This window comes from Kushneria phosphatilytica (assembly GCF_008247605.1).
GTDB lineage: Bacteria > Pseudomonadota > Gammaproteobacteria > Pseudomonadales > Halomonadaceae > Kushneria > Kushneria phosphatilytica.
On record NZ_CP043420.1, the window covers coordinates 2,539,729 to 2,559,009 of the forward strand.

At 58.5% G+C, this 19,281-nt stretch carries 17 protein-coding genes; 4 read left to right on the forward strand and 13 right to left on the reverse strand.

Features of this window, described 5'->3' with window-relative positions:
• Nucleotides 1–117 precede the first annotated feature (117 nt).
• The 3 genes from FY550_RS17180 (at nucleotide 118) to FY550_RS11735 (ending at nucleotide 2,833) form a co-directional block, all read left to right on the forward strand.
• The gene (locus tag FY550_RS17180) at nucleotides 118–1,875 is read left to right on the forward strand and encodes a methyl-accepting chemotaxis protein (RefSeq protein WP_070979312.1); all 1,758 of its coding nucleotides are present in this window, start codon (nucleotides 118–120) and stop codon (nucleotides 1,873–1,875) included.
• Nucleotides 1,876–2,128: 253 nt separating this feature from the next.
• On the forward strand, nucleotides 2,129–2,323 hold the full coding sequence (locus tag FY550_RS11730; RefSeq protein WP_070979314.1) for a hypothetical protein: 195 nt from the start codon (nucleotides 2,129–2,131) through the stop codon (nucleotides 2,321–2,323).
• A 96-nt stretch (nucleotides 2,324–2,419) separates the two neighbouring features.
• On the forward strand, nucleotides 2,420–2,833 hold the full coding sequence (locus FY550_RS11735) for a hypothetical protein (RefSeq protein ID WP_070979317.1): 414 nt from the start codon (nucleotides 2,420–2,422) through the stop codon (nucleotides 2,831–2,833).
• Nucleotides 2,834–3,054: 221 nt separating this feature from the next.
• On the opposite strand, the gene FY550_RS11740 is transcribed toward FY550_RS11735, so the two are convergent.
• Both FY550_RS11740 and FY550_RS11745 read right to left on the reverse strand, forming a co-directional pair.
• Nucleotides 3,055–5,478, reverse strand: a complete 2,424-nt coding sequence (locus FY550_RS11740) for a phosphoketolase family protein (protein ID WP_070979319.1) — start codon at nucleotides 5,476–5,478, stop codon at nucleotides 3,055–3,057.
• A gap of 54 nt (nucleotides 5,479–5,532) precedes the next feature.
• Entirely contained in the window at nucleotides 5,533–6,738 is a 1,206-nt protein-coding gene (locus FY550_RS11745) for an acetate/propionate family kinase (RefSeq protein ID WP_070979321.1), read from the reverse strand.
• 166 nt (nucleotides 6,739–6,904) lie between these two features.
• Here FY550_RS11745 and FY550_RS11750 point away from each other — a divergent pair, with 166 nt between their 5' ends.
• A complete protein-coding gene (locus FY550_RS11750; RefSeq protein WP_070979323.1) occupies nucleotides 6,905–7,177 on the forward strand; it encodes a hypothetical protein in 273 nt (90 codons plus the stop codon).
• A gap of 82 nt (nucleotides 7,178–7,259) precedes the next feature.
• On the opposite strand, the gene FY550_RS11755 is transcribed toward FY550_RS11750, so the two are convergent.
• The 11 genes from FY550_RS11755 to FY550_RS11805 form a co-directional block, all read right to left on the reverse strand.
• Nucleotides 7,260–9,353 carry an FUSC family protein gene (locus FY550_RS11755; protein ID WP_149054549.1) on the reverse strand — a complete coding sequence of 698 codons (2,094 nt, stop codon included), beginning with the start codon at nucleotides 9,351–9,353 and terminating at the stop codon, nucleotides 7,260–7,262.
• Nucleotides 9,350–10,333, reverse strand: coding sequence for an efflux RND transporter periplasmic adaptor subunit (locus FY550_RS11760; RefSeq protein ID WP_070979328.1), 984 nt, complete (start codon nucleotides 10,331–10,333; stop codon nucleotides 9,350–9,352). The genes FY550_RS11755 and FY550_RS11760 overlap by 4 nt, the downstream gene beginning before the upstream one ends.
• Before the next feature lie 12 nt (nucleotides 10,334–10,345).
• Nucleotides 10,346–10,552, reverse strand: coding sequence for a DUF1656 domain-containing protein (locus FY550_RS11765; protein WP_070979330.1), 207 nt, complete (start codon nucleotides 10,550–10,552; stop codon nucleotides 10,346–10,348).
• Nucleotides 10,553–10,798: 246 nt separating this feature from the next.
• Nucleotides 10,799–11,971, reverse strand: a complete 1,173-nt coding sequence (locus FY550_RS11770) for a porin (protein WP_070979333.1) — start codon at nucleotides 11,969–11,971, stop codon at nucleotides 10,799–10,801.
• 330 nt (nucleotides 11,972–12,301) lie between these two features.
• Entirely contained in the window at nucleotides 12,302–13,102 is an 801-nt protein-coding gene (locus FY550_RS17110; RefSeq protein WP_070979335.1) for a ProQ/FINO family protein, read from the reverse strand.
• A gap of 83 nt (nucleotides 13,103–13,185) precedes the next feature.
• A complete protein-coding gene (locus tag FY550_RS11780; protein WP_070979338.1) occupies nucleotides 13,186–13,704 on the reverse strand; it encodes a dihydrofolate reductase in 519 nt (172 codons plus the stop codon).
• Nucleotides 13,701–14,495 (reverse strand): thymidylate synthase, encoded by a 795-nt coding sequence (locus FY550_RS11785; protein WP_070979340.1) that lies wholly within the window; start codon nucleotides 14,493–14,495, stop codon nucleotides 13,701–13,703. The genes FY550_RS11780 and FY550_RS11785 overlap by 4 nt, the downstream gene beginning before the upstream one ends.
• A 3-nt stretch (nucleotides 14,496–14,498) precedes the next feature.
• Nucleotides 14,499–15,320, reverse strand: a complete 822-nt coding sequence (gene lgt, locus FY550_RS11790) for a prolipoprotein diacylglyceryl transferase (RefSeq protein ID WP_070979424.1) — start codon at nucleotides 15,318–15,320, stop codon at nucleotides 14,499–14,501.
• A 41-nt stretch (nucleotides 15,321–15,361) separates the two neighbouring features.
• Nucleotides 15,362–16,150 (reverse strand): sulfite exporter TauE/SafE family protein, encoded by a 789-nt coding sequence (locus tag FY550_RS11795; RefSeq protein ID WP_084388153.1) that lies wholly within the window; start codon nucleotides 16,148–16,150, stop codon nucleotides 15,362–15,364.
• An 85-nt stretch (nucleotides 16,151–16,235) separates the two neighbouring features.
• Nucleotides 16,236–18,503: a phosphoenolpyruvate--protein phosphotransferase gene (gene ptsP / locus FY550_RS11800; RefSeq protein WP_070979343.1), complete on the reverse strand. Its 2,268-nt coding sequence runs from the start codon at nucleotides 18,501–18,503 to the stop codon at nucleotides 16,236–16,238.
• 86 nt (nucleotides 18,504–18,589) lie between these two features.
• Nucleotides 18,590–19,084, reverse strand: coding sequence for an RNA pyrophosphohydrolase (locus FY550_RS11805; RefSeq protein WP_070979345.1), 495 nt, complete (start codon nucleotides 19,082–19,084; stop codon nucleotides 18,590–18,592).
• Between the last annotated feature and the right edge of the window lie 197 nt (nucleotides 19,085–19,281).

Genomic DNA, 19,281 nt, shown 5'->3' on the forward strand with positions numbered 1-19,281 from the left:
GCCCGGGGCCACTGTACAGGTGGCCCTGACAGTCACTGCGACATCCCACCACTCAGCTTTTCCCTTTTGCTGCCGATAACCCGGCGACGCCGTAAGCAATAACAGGGGCAAGGCACCATGAAGTGGCTGGAAAACATGACGGTCAGGGTAAGCTGGACACTGGTTCTACTGGTTTTCTTTGCGCTGGTACTGGGCGTCAGCGCACTGGGACTCTATACGCTGAATTACAGCAACGGTTCGCTGGATCGCCTGCACCAGGTCAATGTGCGTCAGCAGACCCTGCTTGATCGAATCAACACGAATCTGCTGGCCCTGCGACTGAACGTGGTCCAGCAGGACGATACGGCTGACCTGAACGATCAGCTCAACAGGATTCGTCAGAATTTCGAGCGCTTCACGGCCCTCTCCTTCACGCAGGAGCAACTCACCAGCGTCAATCAGCTCAAGCAGGACTTTTCCCGGCTGGTCAACCAGGGCCTGATACCTCGCATCAGTGCCTTGCAAAATAACGTAGCTCAGGAAGACGAGGACGCCGGCCAACTACAAACACTGGGTGATGGCTTCATGCGTGATGCCGAAGCCTTCATCAGTGCTGCGGAGGCATCGGGCGATACTCTTTACAAGGGCTTTCAGCAGCGGGTCACCCTGTTACAGGTCCTGATGATTGCCGCCATCATCGCTGCCGTGGTCATCAGCCTGATTGTCATGTGGGGCGTCACGGTCAATGTCATCAATCCTCTCAAGCGTATTGTGGGGCACTTCGAGCGCATGGCCAGTGGTGATCTTTCCCCCGTACGCGAGCGCCACGGCAACAACGAAATCGGCAAGCTGTTCAGCGCCCTGTCACGGACCCAGAAAAGCCTGTCCGCGACCGTGACCACGGTTCGAGCCAGCAGCGATCATATCAACAACGATGCTCGTACCATTGCCCGTGACAATATCGATTTGTCCTCGCGCACCGAACAGCAGGCAGCGTCACTGGAAGAGACCGCCGCCAGCATGGAGCAACTGACTTCCACGGTGCAGCAGAACGCCGACAACTCCCGCCAGGCCAGCCAGCTTGCCACACGAGCCAGCGAAACCGCGCAACGGGGTGGTGAGGTCATTGGCGAGGTCCGCGGCACCATGCAGGAAATTTCCAAAGGCGCGCATCAGATGGTGGACTTCATCGCCCTGATTGATTCCATCGCCTTTCAGACCAATCTGCTCGCCCTGAATGCCGCCGTGGAAGCCGCTCGTGCCGGCGAGCAGGGACGGGGATTTGCCGTAGTCGCCGGCGAAGTACGCGCCCTTGCCGGTCGTTCCAGCGAAGCGGCCCGGGAAATTCGCTCCCTGATCGACTCCTCCATCGAGCGTGTCGATAGCGGATCAGCCCTGGCCGATCAGGCCAATAGCACCATGAGCGAGATCGTCGAAGCCGTACAGCGTGCCACCGAACTCATGACCGAGATTGCCGCCGCGTCCGAGGAACAAAGCAGCGGGATCAGTCAGGTCAACCAGGCCGTTTCGCAAATCGACCAGGCGACCCAGCAAAATGCCGAACTGGTGCAGAATGCTGCTCAGGCAGCCCGCGAACTCGAGCATCAGGCCGAGGCACTGCGTGACTCCGTAGCCGTTTTTCAGCTGGAGAACCACAGTGCTCCGAGCCGACCACAACACGATACTTCCTTCGAACCCTCGGAAGGACAATCGCACGCCACTGCGATCCCCACATCCCCGAGCCACAAGACGGCAGAGCAGCGCAAACCGGAACACGTTTCCAGTCGCTCGGAACCCGCTGTTAGAACCTCATCTTCCGAGCCTGCATCCTCGGCCTCGACCAAACCCGTGCGAACCACCACGACCAGTGATGAGGATGAGTGGGAGACCTTCTAACCCGGTGACATGACACAACCGGCCCACAATGAGACAGCCGCCCTATCGGGTGGCTGTTTTTTTCGCAGGGGCACATCACGCCTTTCCAACCACTACAAGGGATTGCACCGGCAATTTCTTCACCGAGGCTGTCATGGGCTCTTTTGCTGCTCTTCCCTGTTAGCAGCCGAATGCGGACAATAGTCCTTTAGCCAGGCCATCAGCACGACACCAGGCGACTCGGCGATGACTGTATCGGGAAAAGGAGCAATACATGAACAGTGGCGATGAGCTGGTCATCGGCCTCGATATGCTGCCCGAGATGGCAGATGTCGGCACCATCGTGCATCTTGAGCTGCCAGCCGACAGTGGAGGTCAGGCACCTGGCGGGCATTACGCACTGCTGGTACGCCAGCTGGGTCCCGAAGAGGCCCTCTGTGAAGTGCTGGCGATTGCCCCTACGCATTGAAGTTCCGGCGCTTCGGGTCAGCGATTCGCCGAGACGGCCAGCCTCGAACTATACTGACACCTGCTGACTATTCATCATCGCCGCAAGGAGGCAGCCATGACGGAACAGAATCGCAACAATCAGCACGCCGAGGATATCGATCGGACCGAAGAGGCACTGGAGCCACGGGAAGATCAGCTTACGGCAACGGCAGAAGAGGTCGAGTCGCTGGCCGATCGTGCCGCTGAAGACTTCGATGGCACGGCCACCACCCAGCCGGCCGAGGAATTGCCACAGGAGTTCGATTACGACGCTGAAGAAGCACTGATCGGTGATCTTGATCGGGATGAGGCAGAGCTGGCCCGCAAGGAAGCCGAGCTTGAAAACGAGCTGGAAGTGACGGGCGCCGACGAAGAAGGTGTGGAGGCCCACATCAAGGAGCTCGATTTCGAAGAAGCCCGGGGCGAGGATGGCGTCGATCCGGAAGCCACCCGACCGGATAACCAGAGCCGGGATCCCGATTCAATCTGATCCACCATTGATAATGGTCGGTATTTGAAGCGCATCGCGACTGAAGTCGCTCCTACAACACCCTTTCTGCCACCGGTGACCATTTTCCTGCAGGTGCGGCCTCGGCATCACGACTGACGTCGCGCCTGCAACATCCTTTCTGTCACCGGTGGCTATCTACCTGTAGGAGCGGCTTCAGCCGCGATCCTCCCTGGCTGAAACCACTTCCCCAATACCAGGGTTCAGGGCTCATCACGCGCCGGCAGGCGAACATGACCGTTCGACCACACCCACTGTGTAATCTCCGGCATATCCTCGAAATGCTCGCGAATATAGCGCTCATGCCGCTTTAGCAGCGCTTCGAGATCGCGGATGATGTCAGCCGCCTGCTCAAGCTGTTTGGGTACATACCGCAACGCATCAAGTGCCAGATGGATGCGACTCATGCGGTTGAGTACCGTCATGTCAAAGGGCGTGGTGGTTGTGCCCTCCTCCATATAGCCACGCACGTGTATCCGATCGGCGCCGGGACGATGATGCATCAGCTGGTGCACCACTCCACGGTAGCCATGGAAGGCAAACAGGATGGGCCGATCAGCCGTAAACAGTGACACAAAACGTGCCTGACTGATGCCATGCGGGTGATCGACATCAAGGCTCATCAGATCGACCACATTAACCACACGCACTTTCAGTTCCGGCAGATAGCTGCGCAGCAGATCCACTGCCGCCAGCATCTCCTGAGTCGCAATATCACCGGCGCAGGCCATGACAATATCCGGCTCTTCATCGCCGCAGTTGCTCGCCCAGTGCCAGGCATCACACCCCAGCCGGCAATGCTCACGTGCCTCGTCCATCGAGAGATACTGCAGCTGAGGATGCTTGTCGATGACAATGGTGTTGAGGTAGTCAACGCTCTGAAAACAGTGCTCGGCCACCGACAGCAGGCAGTTGGCATCCGGTGGCAGGTAAATGCGCACCACTTCGGCCTGCTTGGTCAGCAGGTTATCGATGAATCCCGGCCCCTGGTGACTGAAACCGTTGTGATCGTTACGCCAGCAGGTCGAGGTCAACAGATAGTTCATTGATGGCACCGGCTCACGCCATGCCACATTGCGTGCGTGCTCCAGCCACTTGGCATGCTGCATCGCCATCGAGTCGATAATCGAGGCAAAGGCTTCATAACTGGCAAACATCCCATGGCGGCCGGTCAGGACATAGCCTTCCAGCCAGCCATTGCAGTTGTGCTCGCTGAGCACTTCCATCATGCGGCCATCGCGCGATACCTGCTCATCCTGTTCGTGGATCTCACTGACCAGGCAGCGATCGGTCACTTCGAACACGGCGCCCAGCTTGTTGGAGTTGACCTCATCAGGGCAGAACAGCCGGAACGTGGTCGGGTTGTCCCGATAGATATCGCGCATGTACTGGCCCAGCCGCTCGGTCGAGCCATGCAGCTCACGGCCACGATTGTCGTCAGTCACCTCGACCGCATAGTCACTCGTATCGCGCAACGAGAGCGGCTCTCGCAGCATTCCGCCATTGGCGTGGGGATTGCTGCCCATGCGCTGTTTGCCCTGTGGCGCCCGGGCCGTAATCGCTTCCCGCGGACGACCCTGATCGTCAAACAGCTCATCGGGTCGATAGCTGCGCATCCAACGCTCAAGATGAGCACGGTGCTCATCATTATCACGCACGCCCCCCATCGGCACCTGGTGGGCATGAAAGGTGCCTTCCACCGGCACGCCATCCACGCGATCAGGCCCGGTCCAGCCCTTGGGCGTGCGCATCACGATCATCGGCCAGGCCGGCTTCTCGCGGACACCTTCCTCGCGGGCGCGACGCTGGATGGCATGAATCTCGTCGATCACTTCGGTCAGCGTGTCGGCCATGGCGCGATGGACCGTCATCGGATCATCGCCTTCGACAAAGCGGGGCTCATAGCCGTGGCCGCGGAAGTAGTGTGTCAGGGTTTCATCGCTTTCGCGTGAGAGCACCGTAGGGCTGCCGATCTTGTAACCATTGAGATGCAGAATCGGCAGTACCGCCCCATCACGTGCCGGATTGAGAAAGCGAATGCCTTTCCAGGAGCCTTCCAGAGGGCCGGTTTCTGCTTCGCCATCACCCACGACGGCAGTCGCAATCAGATCGGGGTTGTCAAAAACAGCACCAAAGGCATGCACCAGCACATAACCGAGCTCCCCGCCCTCGTGGATCGAACCGGGGGTAGGCACACTGACATGACTGGGCACCCCTCCGGGGGTAGAAAACTGCCGAAACAGCTGGCGCATGCCGGCACCGTCGCGGGTCACCTGTGGAAAGTGCTCGCTGTAGCTGCCTTCCAGCCAGACATTCGCCAGTAATGCAGGTCCGCCATGCCCCGGGCCGGCCAGATAAATCATGTTCAGATCACGGGCACGGATCTGCTCGTTGAGATGGGCGTAGATCAGGTTGAGCCCCGGCGAGGTGCCCCAATGCCCCAGCAGGCGTGGCTTGATGTGCTCAGGTTCGAGCGATTCACGCAGCAGTGGATTGGCCTGCAGGTAGATCTGCCCGACCGTCAGATAGTTGGCCGCACGCCACCAGCGGTCGATATGCTGGAGAGTCGCGTCGTCCAAAGACAGCGCGTTTGACTGTCCTCCACTCGTCGTCTCGGTGACTGCCATGCCATGTCTCCCTTCCTGGTATTTCGGTAACGTCCCGGTTACTCACTGCACTTTTCAATGCGAGCGCCACAGCTGCCAGGTATGTTCTGCCAGCATGGCTTCTTCGTCGGTCGGTACCACCCTGACGGTGATGGCGCTGTCATCGCTCGAAATCAGCCGTGGCACCTCACCACGATTGGCGGTCTCATCCAGGCGCACCGACCACAGCGGCGCCAGCCGCTCGATGATGGCCTCACGAATGGGCGCAGCATGTTCGCCGATACCCGCGGTAAACACGATACCATCGACGCCCCCGAGTGTTACCGCCATGCGCCCCATCTCCTGGGCAGTCCGATAGACGAAGAAATCGATGGCCCGTTGCGCTGCCGGATCGTCACTCTCCAGTAGTACCTGCATATCGCTGTCGATACCGGAGAGGCCCAGCAAGCCGGATTCGTGATAGAGCAGATGTTGCAGAGCCTCTTCATCGAGCTCGTGCTGGCCCTGCAGATAGAGCACCGCGCCAGGATCCAGCGCCCCACAGCGCGTTCCCATTGGCAGACCGTCGAGCGCGGTAAAGCTCATGGTCGTATCCCGGCTGCGCCCGTTCTCCATCGCACAGAGGCTGGCACCATTCCCCAGATGCGCCACGATCACGCGCCCTTGCGCCAGTTTGGCATCGATCTCTCGAAGCCGTTGCGCAATGTACTCATAGGAGAGCCCGTGGAAACCGTAGCGTCGGATACCCTCCTCGAAATACCGGTAGGGCAAACCGGTCAGCTGAGCAATCTCCGGACGAGCCTGATGGAAAGCACTGTCAAAGCAGGCAACCTGGAGAACATCCGGCGCAAAGCGGCTTACAGCATCAATGCCGGACAGATGATGCGGCTGATGCAGTGGCGCCATGGGGGTCAGCGAGGCAATACGCTCACGAACCTGTTCATCGATGATCACCGGGGCATCGAAAAAACGCCCGCCATGCACGATACGATGGCCGACCGCTACCGGCCTGAAGGCATCGAGCTGTTCATCAAGCATATGGCGAATACGCTCATAGGCATGATCATGATCGGGCACTTCCTGCTCGGAGAGCGTTTCGTCCGCCAGACTCGTACCATCTGCAAGATGGCCGGCGAGATGAGGGTGCGTACCAATGCCATCGAGCTGTGCGTGGGCAAGCAGTTCGAGGGGCGTCTGCTTATCTGCCGAATACAGCGACAGCTTGATGCTGGACGACCCCGCGTTAACGCCAATGATGACGGTTCGCTCCGAATTCGGCATGCGCGCTCCCTGGCTGTCAGATAGTGGTGGCACCTGATCACCAAGCGTAGCCAGGAAATACCCCGGCAGTACAAGCGTTCCGTGACACGCCCTGCACTCTCCCGGTCGAAGAGTTCGCGCCCCTCTTCTACCCTGTAACGGCACACTCAAACGACAAGGAGCTGTCATGCCCATTGTTCAAAGACTCGAAGACGTCACACAGACCATGATCGAGGATGCCAAATCCGCCATGGAAACAGGCCCCGATGCCAATCCGGGTGGTCATGAACACAGCAGCAATCCGGTAGCGGATCTGGGGATGTCGCTGAAACCGCATATCGATCAGGGCATGTCGGTCAAGGAAGTGGCCGATCGGATTGGCGCTTCACCGGATCTGGTCGACCGCTGCATCAGCCATCCCATTGTGACCCAGCTTGATGAAGGCAGTGACGGCCGCTGAACACCGTCCACCTCATGCCACGGCACAGGCCGCGTCATGTACGCGGCCGCCCATGGTTCAGGCGCTTGAAAACATCTGATGCTTAATTCGTTGCCGGCCTGATTTCAGGACTGGGGCTCTCGGCGCTCAGATTGGCGTAACGTCTGAGAGTAATCTGCAATCGCTCATTAAGCCCCTCCAGCAGATCGATCTGATCGCTATCCAGCCTTCCTGAACAGCGCAGCGCATTGACCAGTCGCGCACCATCCTGCTCGAACGTCTCGTCATACTCTCCCCAGGCACTGTGTTCATAGGCATACGCAAGCGTGTACTGCCAGCGCCGCAGGGCAGCACGTACGCGTGGGGTATCATCATTGGCACTGACGCGACGATTGATGCTCAGAATCAGGTGTCCCAGGTTGAGACCGCTCAATCCCATATCCAGCAGATAGCGCTCATCCTCCGGCAAGGCATTATCGTGACCTGACAGGCGCTGGATGCGTTCGATCATGCGCCCATTGAACCAATCGGCGGTGCTGGCACGAGAGTGCTGCTGTGAACGCTCCCACAGATGCAGCAAATCATCGGTAATGGCGCCGATGGCCCGGCGCCGCATGACCAGAGGCCCCGGACCGGGGAAAAGACGGAACACCGTCCACAGAACAAGCAACCCGATGATGACGGCGACAGCGCGATTGAGGAAGCTGACCACACTGAAAGCCATGGCATTGCTAGGCTGTGTCGTGATGACGAAGAAAATGCTGAAACCGAGTGCATACGGCAGAGTGGGAATATTGGCGATACCCATCAGCCCCAGAAACAGCGGTACGCCAAAGATCAGGACCAGCATCTCGTAGAAGCCCGTCGAGGGCGCCAGAAAGATATAGCCGAACATCAGTGCCGCCAGCAGCCCAAGCAATCCGCCCTTGAGCACACTGCGTATCATGACTGTCGGATTGGGAAAGCGATTGAACATGATGCCGAAGATGACCGGCAGGATCATCATCAGTACAGCGGCATTCCACTGGGTACCGACGTAAATCACCGAACCGATGATAAACAGTACGCCAGCCCTCATCGCAGTGGTCATGGCCTGTAGATAGTCACGATGGTGGGCAAATCTTCTGGCACGCAGGCGGGTGGTAGAAGCGTGGCGGATGGCCCCGCGCGCCTGCACCATGACATGGGCACAGTTGAGCAGCTCATGAATGGCCTGACCCAGCCGACGCTGCAGATGTGAACCTGACGCTTCGCTGACCAGATCCGCGCTCTGAACCCGCTTGCGCAAGCCATTCAGGACACGTCTTCGCTCCTCGGTATCTTCAAGCGACCTCAGGCGGGAGAAGGTTCGACGGATATCGCCCAGTACGGCTTTCATCTTATCGGTCAACAGATCCGGATGATTGCGCACCAACCGTCCGGAAACCTGCATTTCCGAAAGCAGCGTCAGGGTCCGCTGCGCCAGTAGCTGCGAAGCCCGAGCGCGGCCGGGGCCTTCCGGGCCTTCGTAGATGACGGCACTGCTGTCGGTATTTAGCGTGACGGCCGCCTGCAGCGCTTCAACCGTCATGTTCTGGGCCTGGGAGAGCGGCACGTCCGGGTCCAGCTCTGCTTCCAGAGTCGCAAAGGCCTTGTCGATGACCTGACTGGCATGGCCATTGACGACATCGCGCACCCGCACCGGCCACACCAGCATGCTCACCACGGTGGCACAGGCCGCCCCCAGACCGATCTCGCTCATGCGCGCCACGGCTGTCTGAAAGACACCATAGCTGGAGTTGTTACTGATCATCGGGATCAGCACGATCAGGGCCGCCGTAGCAGCACCGATGGCAAACCCGTAGGTCAGATTGAAATTGCGGGTCAACGTGGAAGCGGCAGCGTTCAGGCAGATCCAGATCATCAGAAACATCAGCCCGAGGCCTGGCATCTGCATGAACAGCGCCATGATGAGGATGCCGACACCGCCACCGATCAGCGTTCCTCCGATCTGGCAGAGCCCTTTCTCGATCACCAGGCCACTCTGTGGCCGAATCTGCAAAAAGACAGCGGAGATGACCGCCCAGTAAGGGCGGTCCAGACTCAGCAGCATGGCCAGATAAAGCGCCAGTGACATTGCCAACACCCCTTTGAAGGCAAATCTCAGGGTGTTGATATCCGGCGTGAGATAAACGCTGAGCTTGGGCCCCAGCTTCATTGCGATTGCTCGTCCCGGGCGTTACCGGTGCCCTTGACGTCCTCGACCTTCGGGTCGGCGCCCTGCGTACTGCCATTATGCTCAATGGCGTTGGGTGGCGTATCGCGATTGCTATCATCCCGGTCATCCGGCATGACCCTGACCGTGGCCGTCATTCCGGCGCTGAGATAGACACCCTCGGGAATATGATCGAGCACGATATCAACCGGGATACGCTGGGAGAGACGTACCCAGGTAAAGGTCTGCTGAACCTGGGGCAGCAACTGATTATTGCCCGAGGTATTGGTATTGGCGATACCACGACCAATGCTGACCACATGGCCGGTCATCTCCTTGGCACCGCTCATCAGGTGAATCGACGCTCGATCTCCCACATCAATCGGCGGCAACTTGGTCTCGGCAAAATAGGCCGTAATGTAGAACGACCCGGCCCGCACCAGCGACATCTGGGCGTTGCCCTGGGTCACATAATTGCCTTCCCGCAGGTTCAGATTGATGATGGTGCCGTCGGTTGGCGCTTTCACTACCGTGCGATCCAGATCGATCTGCGCGCTTTCCAGCTGCGCCTGTGCCTGTTTATAGCTGGCTTTTGCGCTCTGGGCATTGAGCTGGGCCGTATCGAGATTCTCGGAGCTGATGGCATTGCGCGATAATCCCTTGCGGCGCTGGTAATCATGTTCACGCAGCAGATAGTTGGCCTTCTGCTTTTCCATGGTGGCCTTCGCCTGGTCAAGCGCTGCCTGATAGCGGCGATCGTTGATGCGAAACAGCACATCACCCTTGCTGACATCCTGACCATCCTGGACATTCATCTGTGACACCCATCCCGAAACATCCGGCGCGATGGTAATCACATCGGCCCGAACCCGGGCATCCCGGGTCCAGGGCGTGTACATGTAGTAATGCCAGAGCCAGAGTCCGAGCGCAGTGGCCAACGCCACCATGACGAGAGTAATCAACACTTTCAGGAAGGTACGCATTCGGATTCCGTCTTATTCCATCGTAGTCAGCACGTAGGTCACGACTGCCAGAACGCAGACGAACAGTGACACATCAAACCAGGCTTCCTGCCAGACCAGCCGTGACAGCACACTCTTGTGAATCAGGGTCCGCAACAGTGCCGCGACGACCAGACTGATCAGCACGAAGATCAGCATGGGGCTGTAGAAGATGCCCCCCAGGGACATTTCATGCAGCATGACAAGGCTCCTTCTGTCATCCCGGGTCGCGCCGGCAGGTGATGGGACACTTCAGGCAGGAACGGGTTCAGGTGGCAGTAATCACTGGGGGACAATTCTATCCGCCATGCCCCGTTGTTGCTAAACCCGTTTTTGGATCAGGGTCAGGAAAAAGACGAAGCGTGCCTTGCACTACCCTCTTCACAACGTAAAAGGCCGGCCCAATGGGCCGGCCTTCTCTGGCATTATCAAACGATCGGCTTCAGCTTAGAAGCTGTAAACCATACCGGTGGAGACGCCATCACCGATGTTATCCTTGCGATCGTACTTGGCGCCTTCAAGGAAGACATACATCTGCGAGCTCAGGTTATAGGTCGCGCCCAGGATGAACTCGTTGTAATGCTGGTCGCTGGTGTTGCCGTTGTCGTCATTGAAACGACGCGGGTCGATCAGAGCAGCAGCATCCCCTTCGGCATCGACATACTGGTAGGAACCGTACAGGTCGCCGTTGCCATAACCCCAGCGAGCGCCCAGACCATAGCGGTCAACGTCAGCATCGTCGGACCACTTGGCATCCTGATGGCCCCACTTGGCGGCAACACGCAGCGTATCCCACTGGTAGGAGAGATTGGCGCCATAAAGCTTGCCAAAATCATGCTCGTTACCAGCAGCGCTGATGTACTCGAAGTTGTTCAGATCATCGTAGACCGCTGCCAGAGTCCAGCCAGCCATGGTGTAACGCACGCCACCAAAGAAGGAAGCGCTGTTATCGTCATCAAGAACGAACTCGCCAGCACCAGTAGCAGCATCATAATCGTACTGATTATAATCTTCGCCATCGCCCTTGTACTGGGTACCTACCACAAACTGCAGGCCGCTAAAGATCGGCGAAGTGTAGGTAATCTTGTCGGACTCGTAAGCAGTACCACCGACGTCAGACTGGGCATCGGTATTATCGAAATATTCGTTATTGGAGATCGGATCGGCAATCCAGTCGTCGAACAGTGAATCCCAGGAACCGATACGCAGATCACCAAAGTTACCGGTCAGACCGAGGTAGGCCTGGTCACCTCGGGACAGACCCGACTCCGTAAAGCTCTGATCATCCGGATTATCATAGGCTGCATAATAACCCTTTTGCTGATCCGCATTGAATTCGAATTCAGCGCGGAAGTAACCAGTCAGACCAGGATTAATGATGTGCTCGCCACGGAACCCGATGGTGGAACCGTTGTCGAACAGATCGGAATATGAATCAGTGCCATGATCCGAAGTGTCGTCGCTGTCGTCGTAGCCTTCGATACTACGGAAAGCCAACTGGACATTGCCATAGACGTCGAGCTTGGAGCCGTCCTGGTTATAGACAGTAGCGGCCTGAGCACCGGTGGCCAGAGTTCCCAAAACACCGGCGATTGCAGTCGCGAGGAGCGTCTTTTTCATCGTGATGGTTCCTTGACTAGCTTACTGTTCAGTTATTGTCTGCCTGGGCAGAAAGCTCGCCGCCTAAGGCGTTGAGCGTGGTTATTGTCTGTATGCTCGCCCGAGCACCTTATACTGGGCTTTTTGAGAACGCAACAGAAAAAAACACTGTTTTCGTTCCGGGCGCTAACGTGCTGCAGGGCGCCATGATCAGGGTTTTATGTTCCAGTTCAATGACACTTTAGTGTCATGAATCAATAACCGAATGAATCAAAAGGAATCCTTTTACCCGGCTATTGTTGGTTTTGTTATTCAAACAACAGGTTGCCATCAAAAACGGCTGTTCAGCGCTTACTGATGGCCATGTCGGGAAGCCAATGCCGAGAGTTTTTTGGCCATTCGCTTCGACTGTGCCTGCTGTTCTCGTGACCGTTGTTTCTGCTGAAGCGCCTCGAGTTGCTCGGCTGCGTGCGCGGCATCCTGTTCGTTCACGACGCCTGCATCATTACCTTCCAGGTCAACCCGCGCGTTACCCGTGCGGACCGACTTGAGATAACGCGGCAGATTGACATAGCCGGCCAGCGCTCTACGAACCAGCTTTTCCGGCCATGGTTCACGCGCTGTCAGATCATGATGAATACCGATCCTGAGCGGCCGGGTGTGCCCCCTGAAGAAGGTCTGCGGATATCGCTGATACCACTGCTTCAACAGCGCCTGAGGGGATGGCGGGGTCGAGGTTAAAGCCGTATCTGCGGTTGCCGATATCGAGTCCGACGCCGCGTGTTCACTGACGTCCTGCGACTCATGCTCGTGCGAGACTTCCGCATCGGCAGGGGGCATTTTGGCAGACACCGGGGCCGGATCACCCGTGTCGTCCTCACGGAAGGTGGTGACCTGCTCTCGTTCGTGGCCTTCTTCGTGAACTTCGCAATCAGACGCAGGCTGTGCCTGTGTGGCAGCTACCTCAGCACGGTCGGGCTCTGCTGTATTACCCGAGGCCGCACTGAGGATATCGCTCAAACGCTGCTCGAGCGCCCGGTTGCGAGTTTCCAGTTCACAAATACGTGCCTGGGCCGAATCCAGCTGCGAGCGTGCCTGAGTGGCCTGCCTTTCCAGCGCGTCCAGCAGTTCACCGAGACGATGGGTCGTCACTACGCTGTTCTCCCTGCTGTCCCTGTCCATCGGAAACAAATCGCCAATTGTACTCTCGGCACGCCCGAACCCGGTGCCCCTGCTTATGCTTCACGGCGTTCATAGCGCACAAAATCGTAGTGTGGCTTGCCGGGAGCATCTTCGCCGGCATGACGCTCGACTTCCTGCCAGTTGTCATCAAGTGGCGGAAAAAAGGTATCCCCTTCGATCTCGACATCCACCTCGGTCAGATAGAGACGCTGTGCCAGCGACATGGCACTGGCGTAGATTTCTCCTCCCCCGATCACCATGATCTCTTCACAGGCTTCAAGCATGGCCTGATGGTCAGCCATATCGAGCGCGCTTTCCAGATCATGGCAAACCCGTACGCCCTCATGGTGAAAGTCCCGATTGCGGGTCACCACGATATTGAGCCGATTGGGCAGAGGACGACCGATGGACTCGAAGGTGGCGCGCCCCATGACTATCGGCTTGTCCTGAGTCATCGCCTTGAAGAACTTCAGATCCTCGGGCAGATACCACGGCAGTTTGCCCTGCACTCCAATGACCCGATTTTTCGAAATCGCCGCAATCATCGCAACCGGCACTACCAGCTCTGTCATACCGCCACCTGTGCCTTGATGTGAGGATGCGGATCATAGCCTTCGATCGCAATATCCTCGTAGCGGAAGGCAAACAGATCATGGATTGCCGGATTCAGTTTCAGTTGAGGCAACGGTCGAGGCGTACGCGACAGTTGCAACTCGGCCTGCTCAAGATGATTGAGATAAAGGTGCGCGTCGCCGAGCGTGTGAATGAACTCTCCCGGCGCGAGCCCACAGACCTGGGCCACCATGTGCGTTAACAGCGCATAGCTGGCGATATTGAACGGCACACCCAGAAAGATATCGGCGCTGCGCTGATAGAGCTGACAGGAGAGTCGGCCATCGGCCACATAAAACTGGAATAGTGCGTGACAAGGCGGCAACGCCATTTCATCCACCAGCGCCGGATTCCATGCCGAGACCATCAACCGTCGGGAGTCCGGGTTGTGGCGAATCTGATCGATGACATTGGCAATCTGATCCACACTGCCACCCTGCGGATGCGGCCAGCTGCGCCACTGGTAGCCATAGACCGGCCCCAGCTCACCGTTTTCATCGGCCCATTCATCCCAGATACGCACGCCGTTTTCCTTCAGGTAGGCAATATTGGTATCTCCCTGCAGAAACCACAGCAGTTCGTGAATGATGGAGCGCAGATGCAGTTTCTTGGTGGTCACCAAAGGGAAACCATCGGCGAGATCAAAACGCATCTGATGACCGAAGACCGACAGGGTCCCGGTACCGGTGCGATCGCTCTTGCGCGTGCCATGATCGAGCACGCGACGCATGAGTTCCAGATAGGGCTGCATGAATCAGGCTTCTTGCGCTTGAGATGAAGAGTGGTTGCCGGCACGCGTCCAGTCGGGTGTCTGACGACGCGACCAGAGAATCAGGGCAATGCCGACCAGTACCATGGGAATACACAGCAACTGGCCCATGGTCATCCAGTCAAAGGCGATGAATCCCAGCTGAGGATCGGGGCGCCGCACGAACTCTACCGAAAACCGGAAGATGCCGTACAGCAGCAGGAACAAACCTGAAATCAGCCCGCGTCGCCGCGGCTGTCGCGACACCCACCAGAGTATGGTGAAGAGAATGACGCCTTCCAGTAGAAATTCGTAAAGCTCGGAAGGATGGCGTGGCTGTGGACCATATTCGGGATAGATGATGGCCCATGGCACATCGGTCACCCGACCCGGCAGTTCCTGATTGATGAAGTTGCCAAGCCGACCAGCCCCCAGTCCGATCGGGACCATCGGCGCAATGAAATCGGTCAGTTGCAGGAAGGCCAGTCGATGGCGGCGCGTGAACAGCAGTGCTGCAATCAGCACCCCGATCAGTCCCCCATGAAAGCTCATGCCGCCATCCCAGACCTGGACAAGCCAGAGCGGGTTTTCAATAAACCGATCCAGACCATAGAACAGCACATAACCCAGGCGGCCACCCAGGACGACACCCAGTGCACCGTAGAAGATCATGTCCCCTACCTGATCACGATTCAGCCCCAGCCGATCGGCGCGACAGCGCGCCAGCCACCAGGCGGATACGAAACCGATGACATACATGATCCCATACCAGTGAATCTGGATCGGACCGATCGAAAAGGCTACGGGATCAAAATCCGGATAGTGCATATACATGCTTGATCCTACTCGGTTGACCGGGCGCCGAAGGGCTAGCCCAGCAGGAACTTGAAAGCCACCAGCACGATCAGGCCGGCGAAGATGCGCTTGAGCATTCGATTGGATAGCCCACTGGCGACACGTGCTCCCAGTCGGGCAAAGGGGACACTGAGAATGACGATACCCAGAAAGGCCGGCCAGTAGACGTAACCGGTCGACCACTGCGGCAACGCCTGCGTACCACTACCGACCAGCATGGCGGTCAACGCACCAATGACCGCAATCGGTATACCTGCTGCCGAAGAAGTGCCAACGGCCTGCTTCATGGGCACGCTACGCCATTCGAGAAATGGTACCGACAGTGAACCACCGCCGATACCGAACAGCGCCGAGAGCGCGCCGATGATCCCCCCTGCCGACATCATGCCCAAGCGGCCCGGCAGTGGCCGGCGCCCTCCCGGCTGCAGATTGAAAACCAGCTTGATCGCCAGCAGCAGAAAAAAGATGCCCAGCAATAGTGACATGGCGCCGCCGGAGAGCGCATCGCCAATAAATACTCCCAGCACGGCCCCCGCAATCAGCCCCGGCAGTAACAGCAGCAGGCAGTCCCGTCGCACATTGCCGCGCTGATAGTGCGCCCAGGCCGAGGACAGCGAGGTGAGTGCAATGGTCGCCAGCGAGGTGCCAATGGCCAGATGCAGGATGACACTCTCGGATATCTGCTGAAGACCGAAGGCAAAGGCCAGCAGCGGCACAATCACGACACCGCCACCGATGCCGAATAATCCCGCCATGAAACCGGCAATGGCGCCGATGGCCGGATACAACAGGATGGCTTCCACCTGACCTCCTCATCCCGGGGCAAGGAGCGCCAGTTTAAAGGCAGCGCCCGTGGCTGTCATGGCCGGTGAGATGACCTCTTCAACATCAGCGGTCGTCACGCGGTGGCAGCAGATGCGCCAGCCCCCATTCACTCATGCGCTGGAACAGATGAGCATGCACTTCGGTCAGTGTCGGCAAGGCCAGCGTTTCCTCAACCAGGGTGCTGGCATGATGGCTCTCCACGCGACGAATGGCAGCACGCACGCGCGGCAGACTGGTGGCATTCATCGACAGGGTACGAAATCCCATGCCCGCCAGCAGCAGGGCCCCGGCCGGATCGCCCGCCAGCTCACCACAGACCGAGGTGGATATCCCCAGCCGTTCGGCATCATGTGCCAGCCGATGCAGGGCGTGCAGGACCGCCGGATGGCAGGCATCGTACAGGCCGGCCACCCGGGCATTGTTGCGATCCACCGCCAGCAGATACTGGGTCAGATCGTTACTGCCCACCGAGAAGAAATCGACACGCGTCGCCAGCGCATCCAGCAGATAGAGCGCCGAAGGCACCTCGATCATGACCCCGAGCCGCGGACGTTTGACATCCAGCCCATCCTCACGCAGCTCCTCGATGGCTCGATCAAGCAGCCGCAGTGCGGTGTCGATCTCCTCGATGCTGGAGATCATGGGCAGCAGCAGACGCAGATTATCGAGCCCCTCGGCAGCGCGCAGCATGGCCCGCAATTGCACCATCAGGACTTCGGGGTGATCGAGCATCACCCGGATGCCCCGCCAGCCGAGAAAGGGATTGGCTTCTTCAATCGGGAAGTACGGCAGGTCCTTGTCGCCACCGATATCCAGAGTCCGCATCACCACCGGCAGCGGTGCGAAGCCCGAGAGCTGATCACGGTACAGACGTGCCTGCTCCTGCTCGCTGGGAAAGCGCTGATGCATCATGAAAGGAACTTCGGTGCGATAAAGCCCCACACCATCCACCCTGGCGCTTAGCGTACTGCTCAACTCCGCCGTCAGGCCGGTATTGACCATCAGCCGGATGCGTTCACCATCACGGGTTTCGGCCGGTAGTGACTGCTCGCCTTCCAATACTTCCGCCAGCGCCCGTTCCTCTTCAATCAGACTGTTGTAGCGAGCTTCGAGATCGTCATCCGGACGCACGATCAACCGGCCCCGATGACCATCGACGATCATCCGTGTACCCGAGAGTCGGGAGAGCGGTAGATCGGTCATCCCCAGTACGGCAGGAATGCCCATCGCCCGCGCCAGAATGGCAACATGAGACGTATTGGAACCGCGTGCCGCAACCAGCCCAACCAGCTTCTTGCGGGGCACCTCGCCCAACTGGGCGGCGCTGATCTCGTCACCGACCAGCAGCGTCTGCTCGGGATACTGCACCGGCCGGGTACTGCTTTCCTGCTGCAGATGAGCCAGGACGCGACGACCGAGATCCCGCACATCAGCGGCGCGCTCACGCAGATAATCGTCATCAACCCGCTCAAGATACTGCACATGGCGCCGCACGACCTGAGCCAGCGCGCCCGGAGCCCATTGGCCTTCACGAATGCGCTTTTCAACCTCCTGACCCAGCGCTGCCTCTCCCAGCATCTGCTGATAGACATCAAACAGTGCCTGTTCCTGAGCAGAGATCCGGCTGGCCAACCGCTCGGCAGCCAAACGGATATCCTGACGCACCCGGCCAATGGCATCGTGAAGCCGACGGACCTCAAGCTCTATATCCTCGGCGGCACGCTCGGGAATGGCCTCCAGATTGGCAGGCGGAATCACGACAAAGGCTTCGCCGATCGCCATGCCGGGTGAGGCGGCGACACCACTGAGCATGGCCTGACCGTCAGGGTCGCTCAGCCGCGCCAGCGCCCCGGTGGCCAGAGCATGCATCAGCACCCCTGACAGCTGGGCAGCCATGGTAATCAGAAAGGCTTCCTCGCCCTCTTCAAAGCGGCGCATCTCGCGCTGCTGCACGACCAGTACGCCCAGCACCCGACGCTGATGAATGATGGGCACTCCAAGGAAGCTGGAGTAGCGCTCTTCTCCCGTTTCGGCAAAATAGCGAAACCCCGGATGGGCCGGGGCATTTTCGAGATTGAGTGGTTCTTCACGCTGGCCGACCAGACCGACCAGACCCTCACCCGGGCGCATGGTGACATGACCGATGGCACCACTATTGAGGCCGATGGTATCCATCAGTACAAAGCAATCGTGCTCTTCGTTACGCAGATAGACCGAGCAGACATCGGTCTGCATGGCCTTGCGAATGCGACGCACAATGATCGACAGCGCCGCATCGAGACTGCGAGCACCGTTGACCTCCTGAATGATGCGTCGAAGCACCTCGAGCATGGCGGATGATCATCCCTGGTTGTTGTGATGTCCGAAAGGCCCATTGCGCATTCCCTGCGCGGGCTCGGACCAAAAGCGGCAGCGCTTCAGCGTTCGAGTCGTTCGCCGGTCAGTACCAGCCGGGGTGCCAGTTCATGGAGCGCACGACGGTAGACATCACGCTTGAACGACACGACCTGACCGAGCGGGTACCAGTAACTGACCCACCGCCAGCCATCGAATTCCGGCTTCGGCGTACTGTCGACGCAGATGCGCGACTCCTGACAGCGAATACGCAGCAGGAACCATTTCTGTTTCTGGCCGATACACAGCGGGCGTGAATGAGTCCGGATCAGACGCCTGGGCAGACGGTAGCGCAACCAGCCACGGGTACAGGCGAGCACATCGACGTCATCGGCACACAGTCCGATTTCCTCTTCCAGCTCGCGATACAGCGCCTGTTGTGGTGACTCGTTGGCCTGAATCCCCCCCTGTGGAAATTGCCAGGCATTCTGTCCGACCCGTCGCGCCCACAGCACCTGGCCTTCGCAGTTGGCAATGATGATGCCAACGTTGGGCCGGAAGCCATCAGGGTCGATCACGGGTGCTACCTTCACTGAAATCTGTTACCAGCATTCTTCCACAAAGCGTAAAAGCGCATCAACAAGGCTTATGTCAAGGTATGAGACCTGACGGTGGCACTCCCCTCACCCCTGTTACCGAGTGTGAGTTCCTGCCATCATGATGCTCTCGACATGGCGCTATCCAACGCGCTCAAGGAGCCATCAAGCGAGGAGAA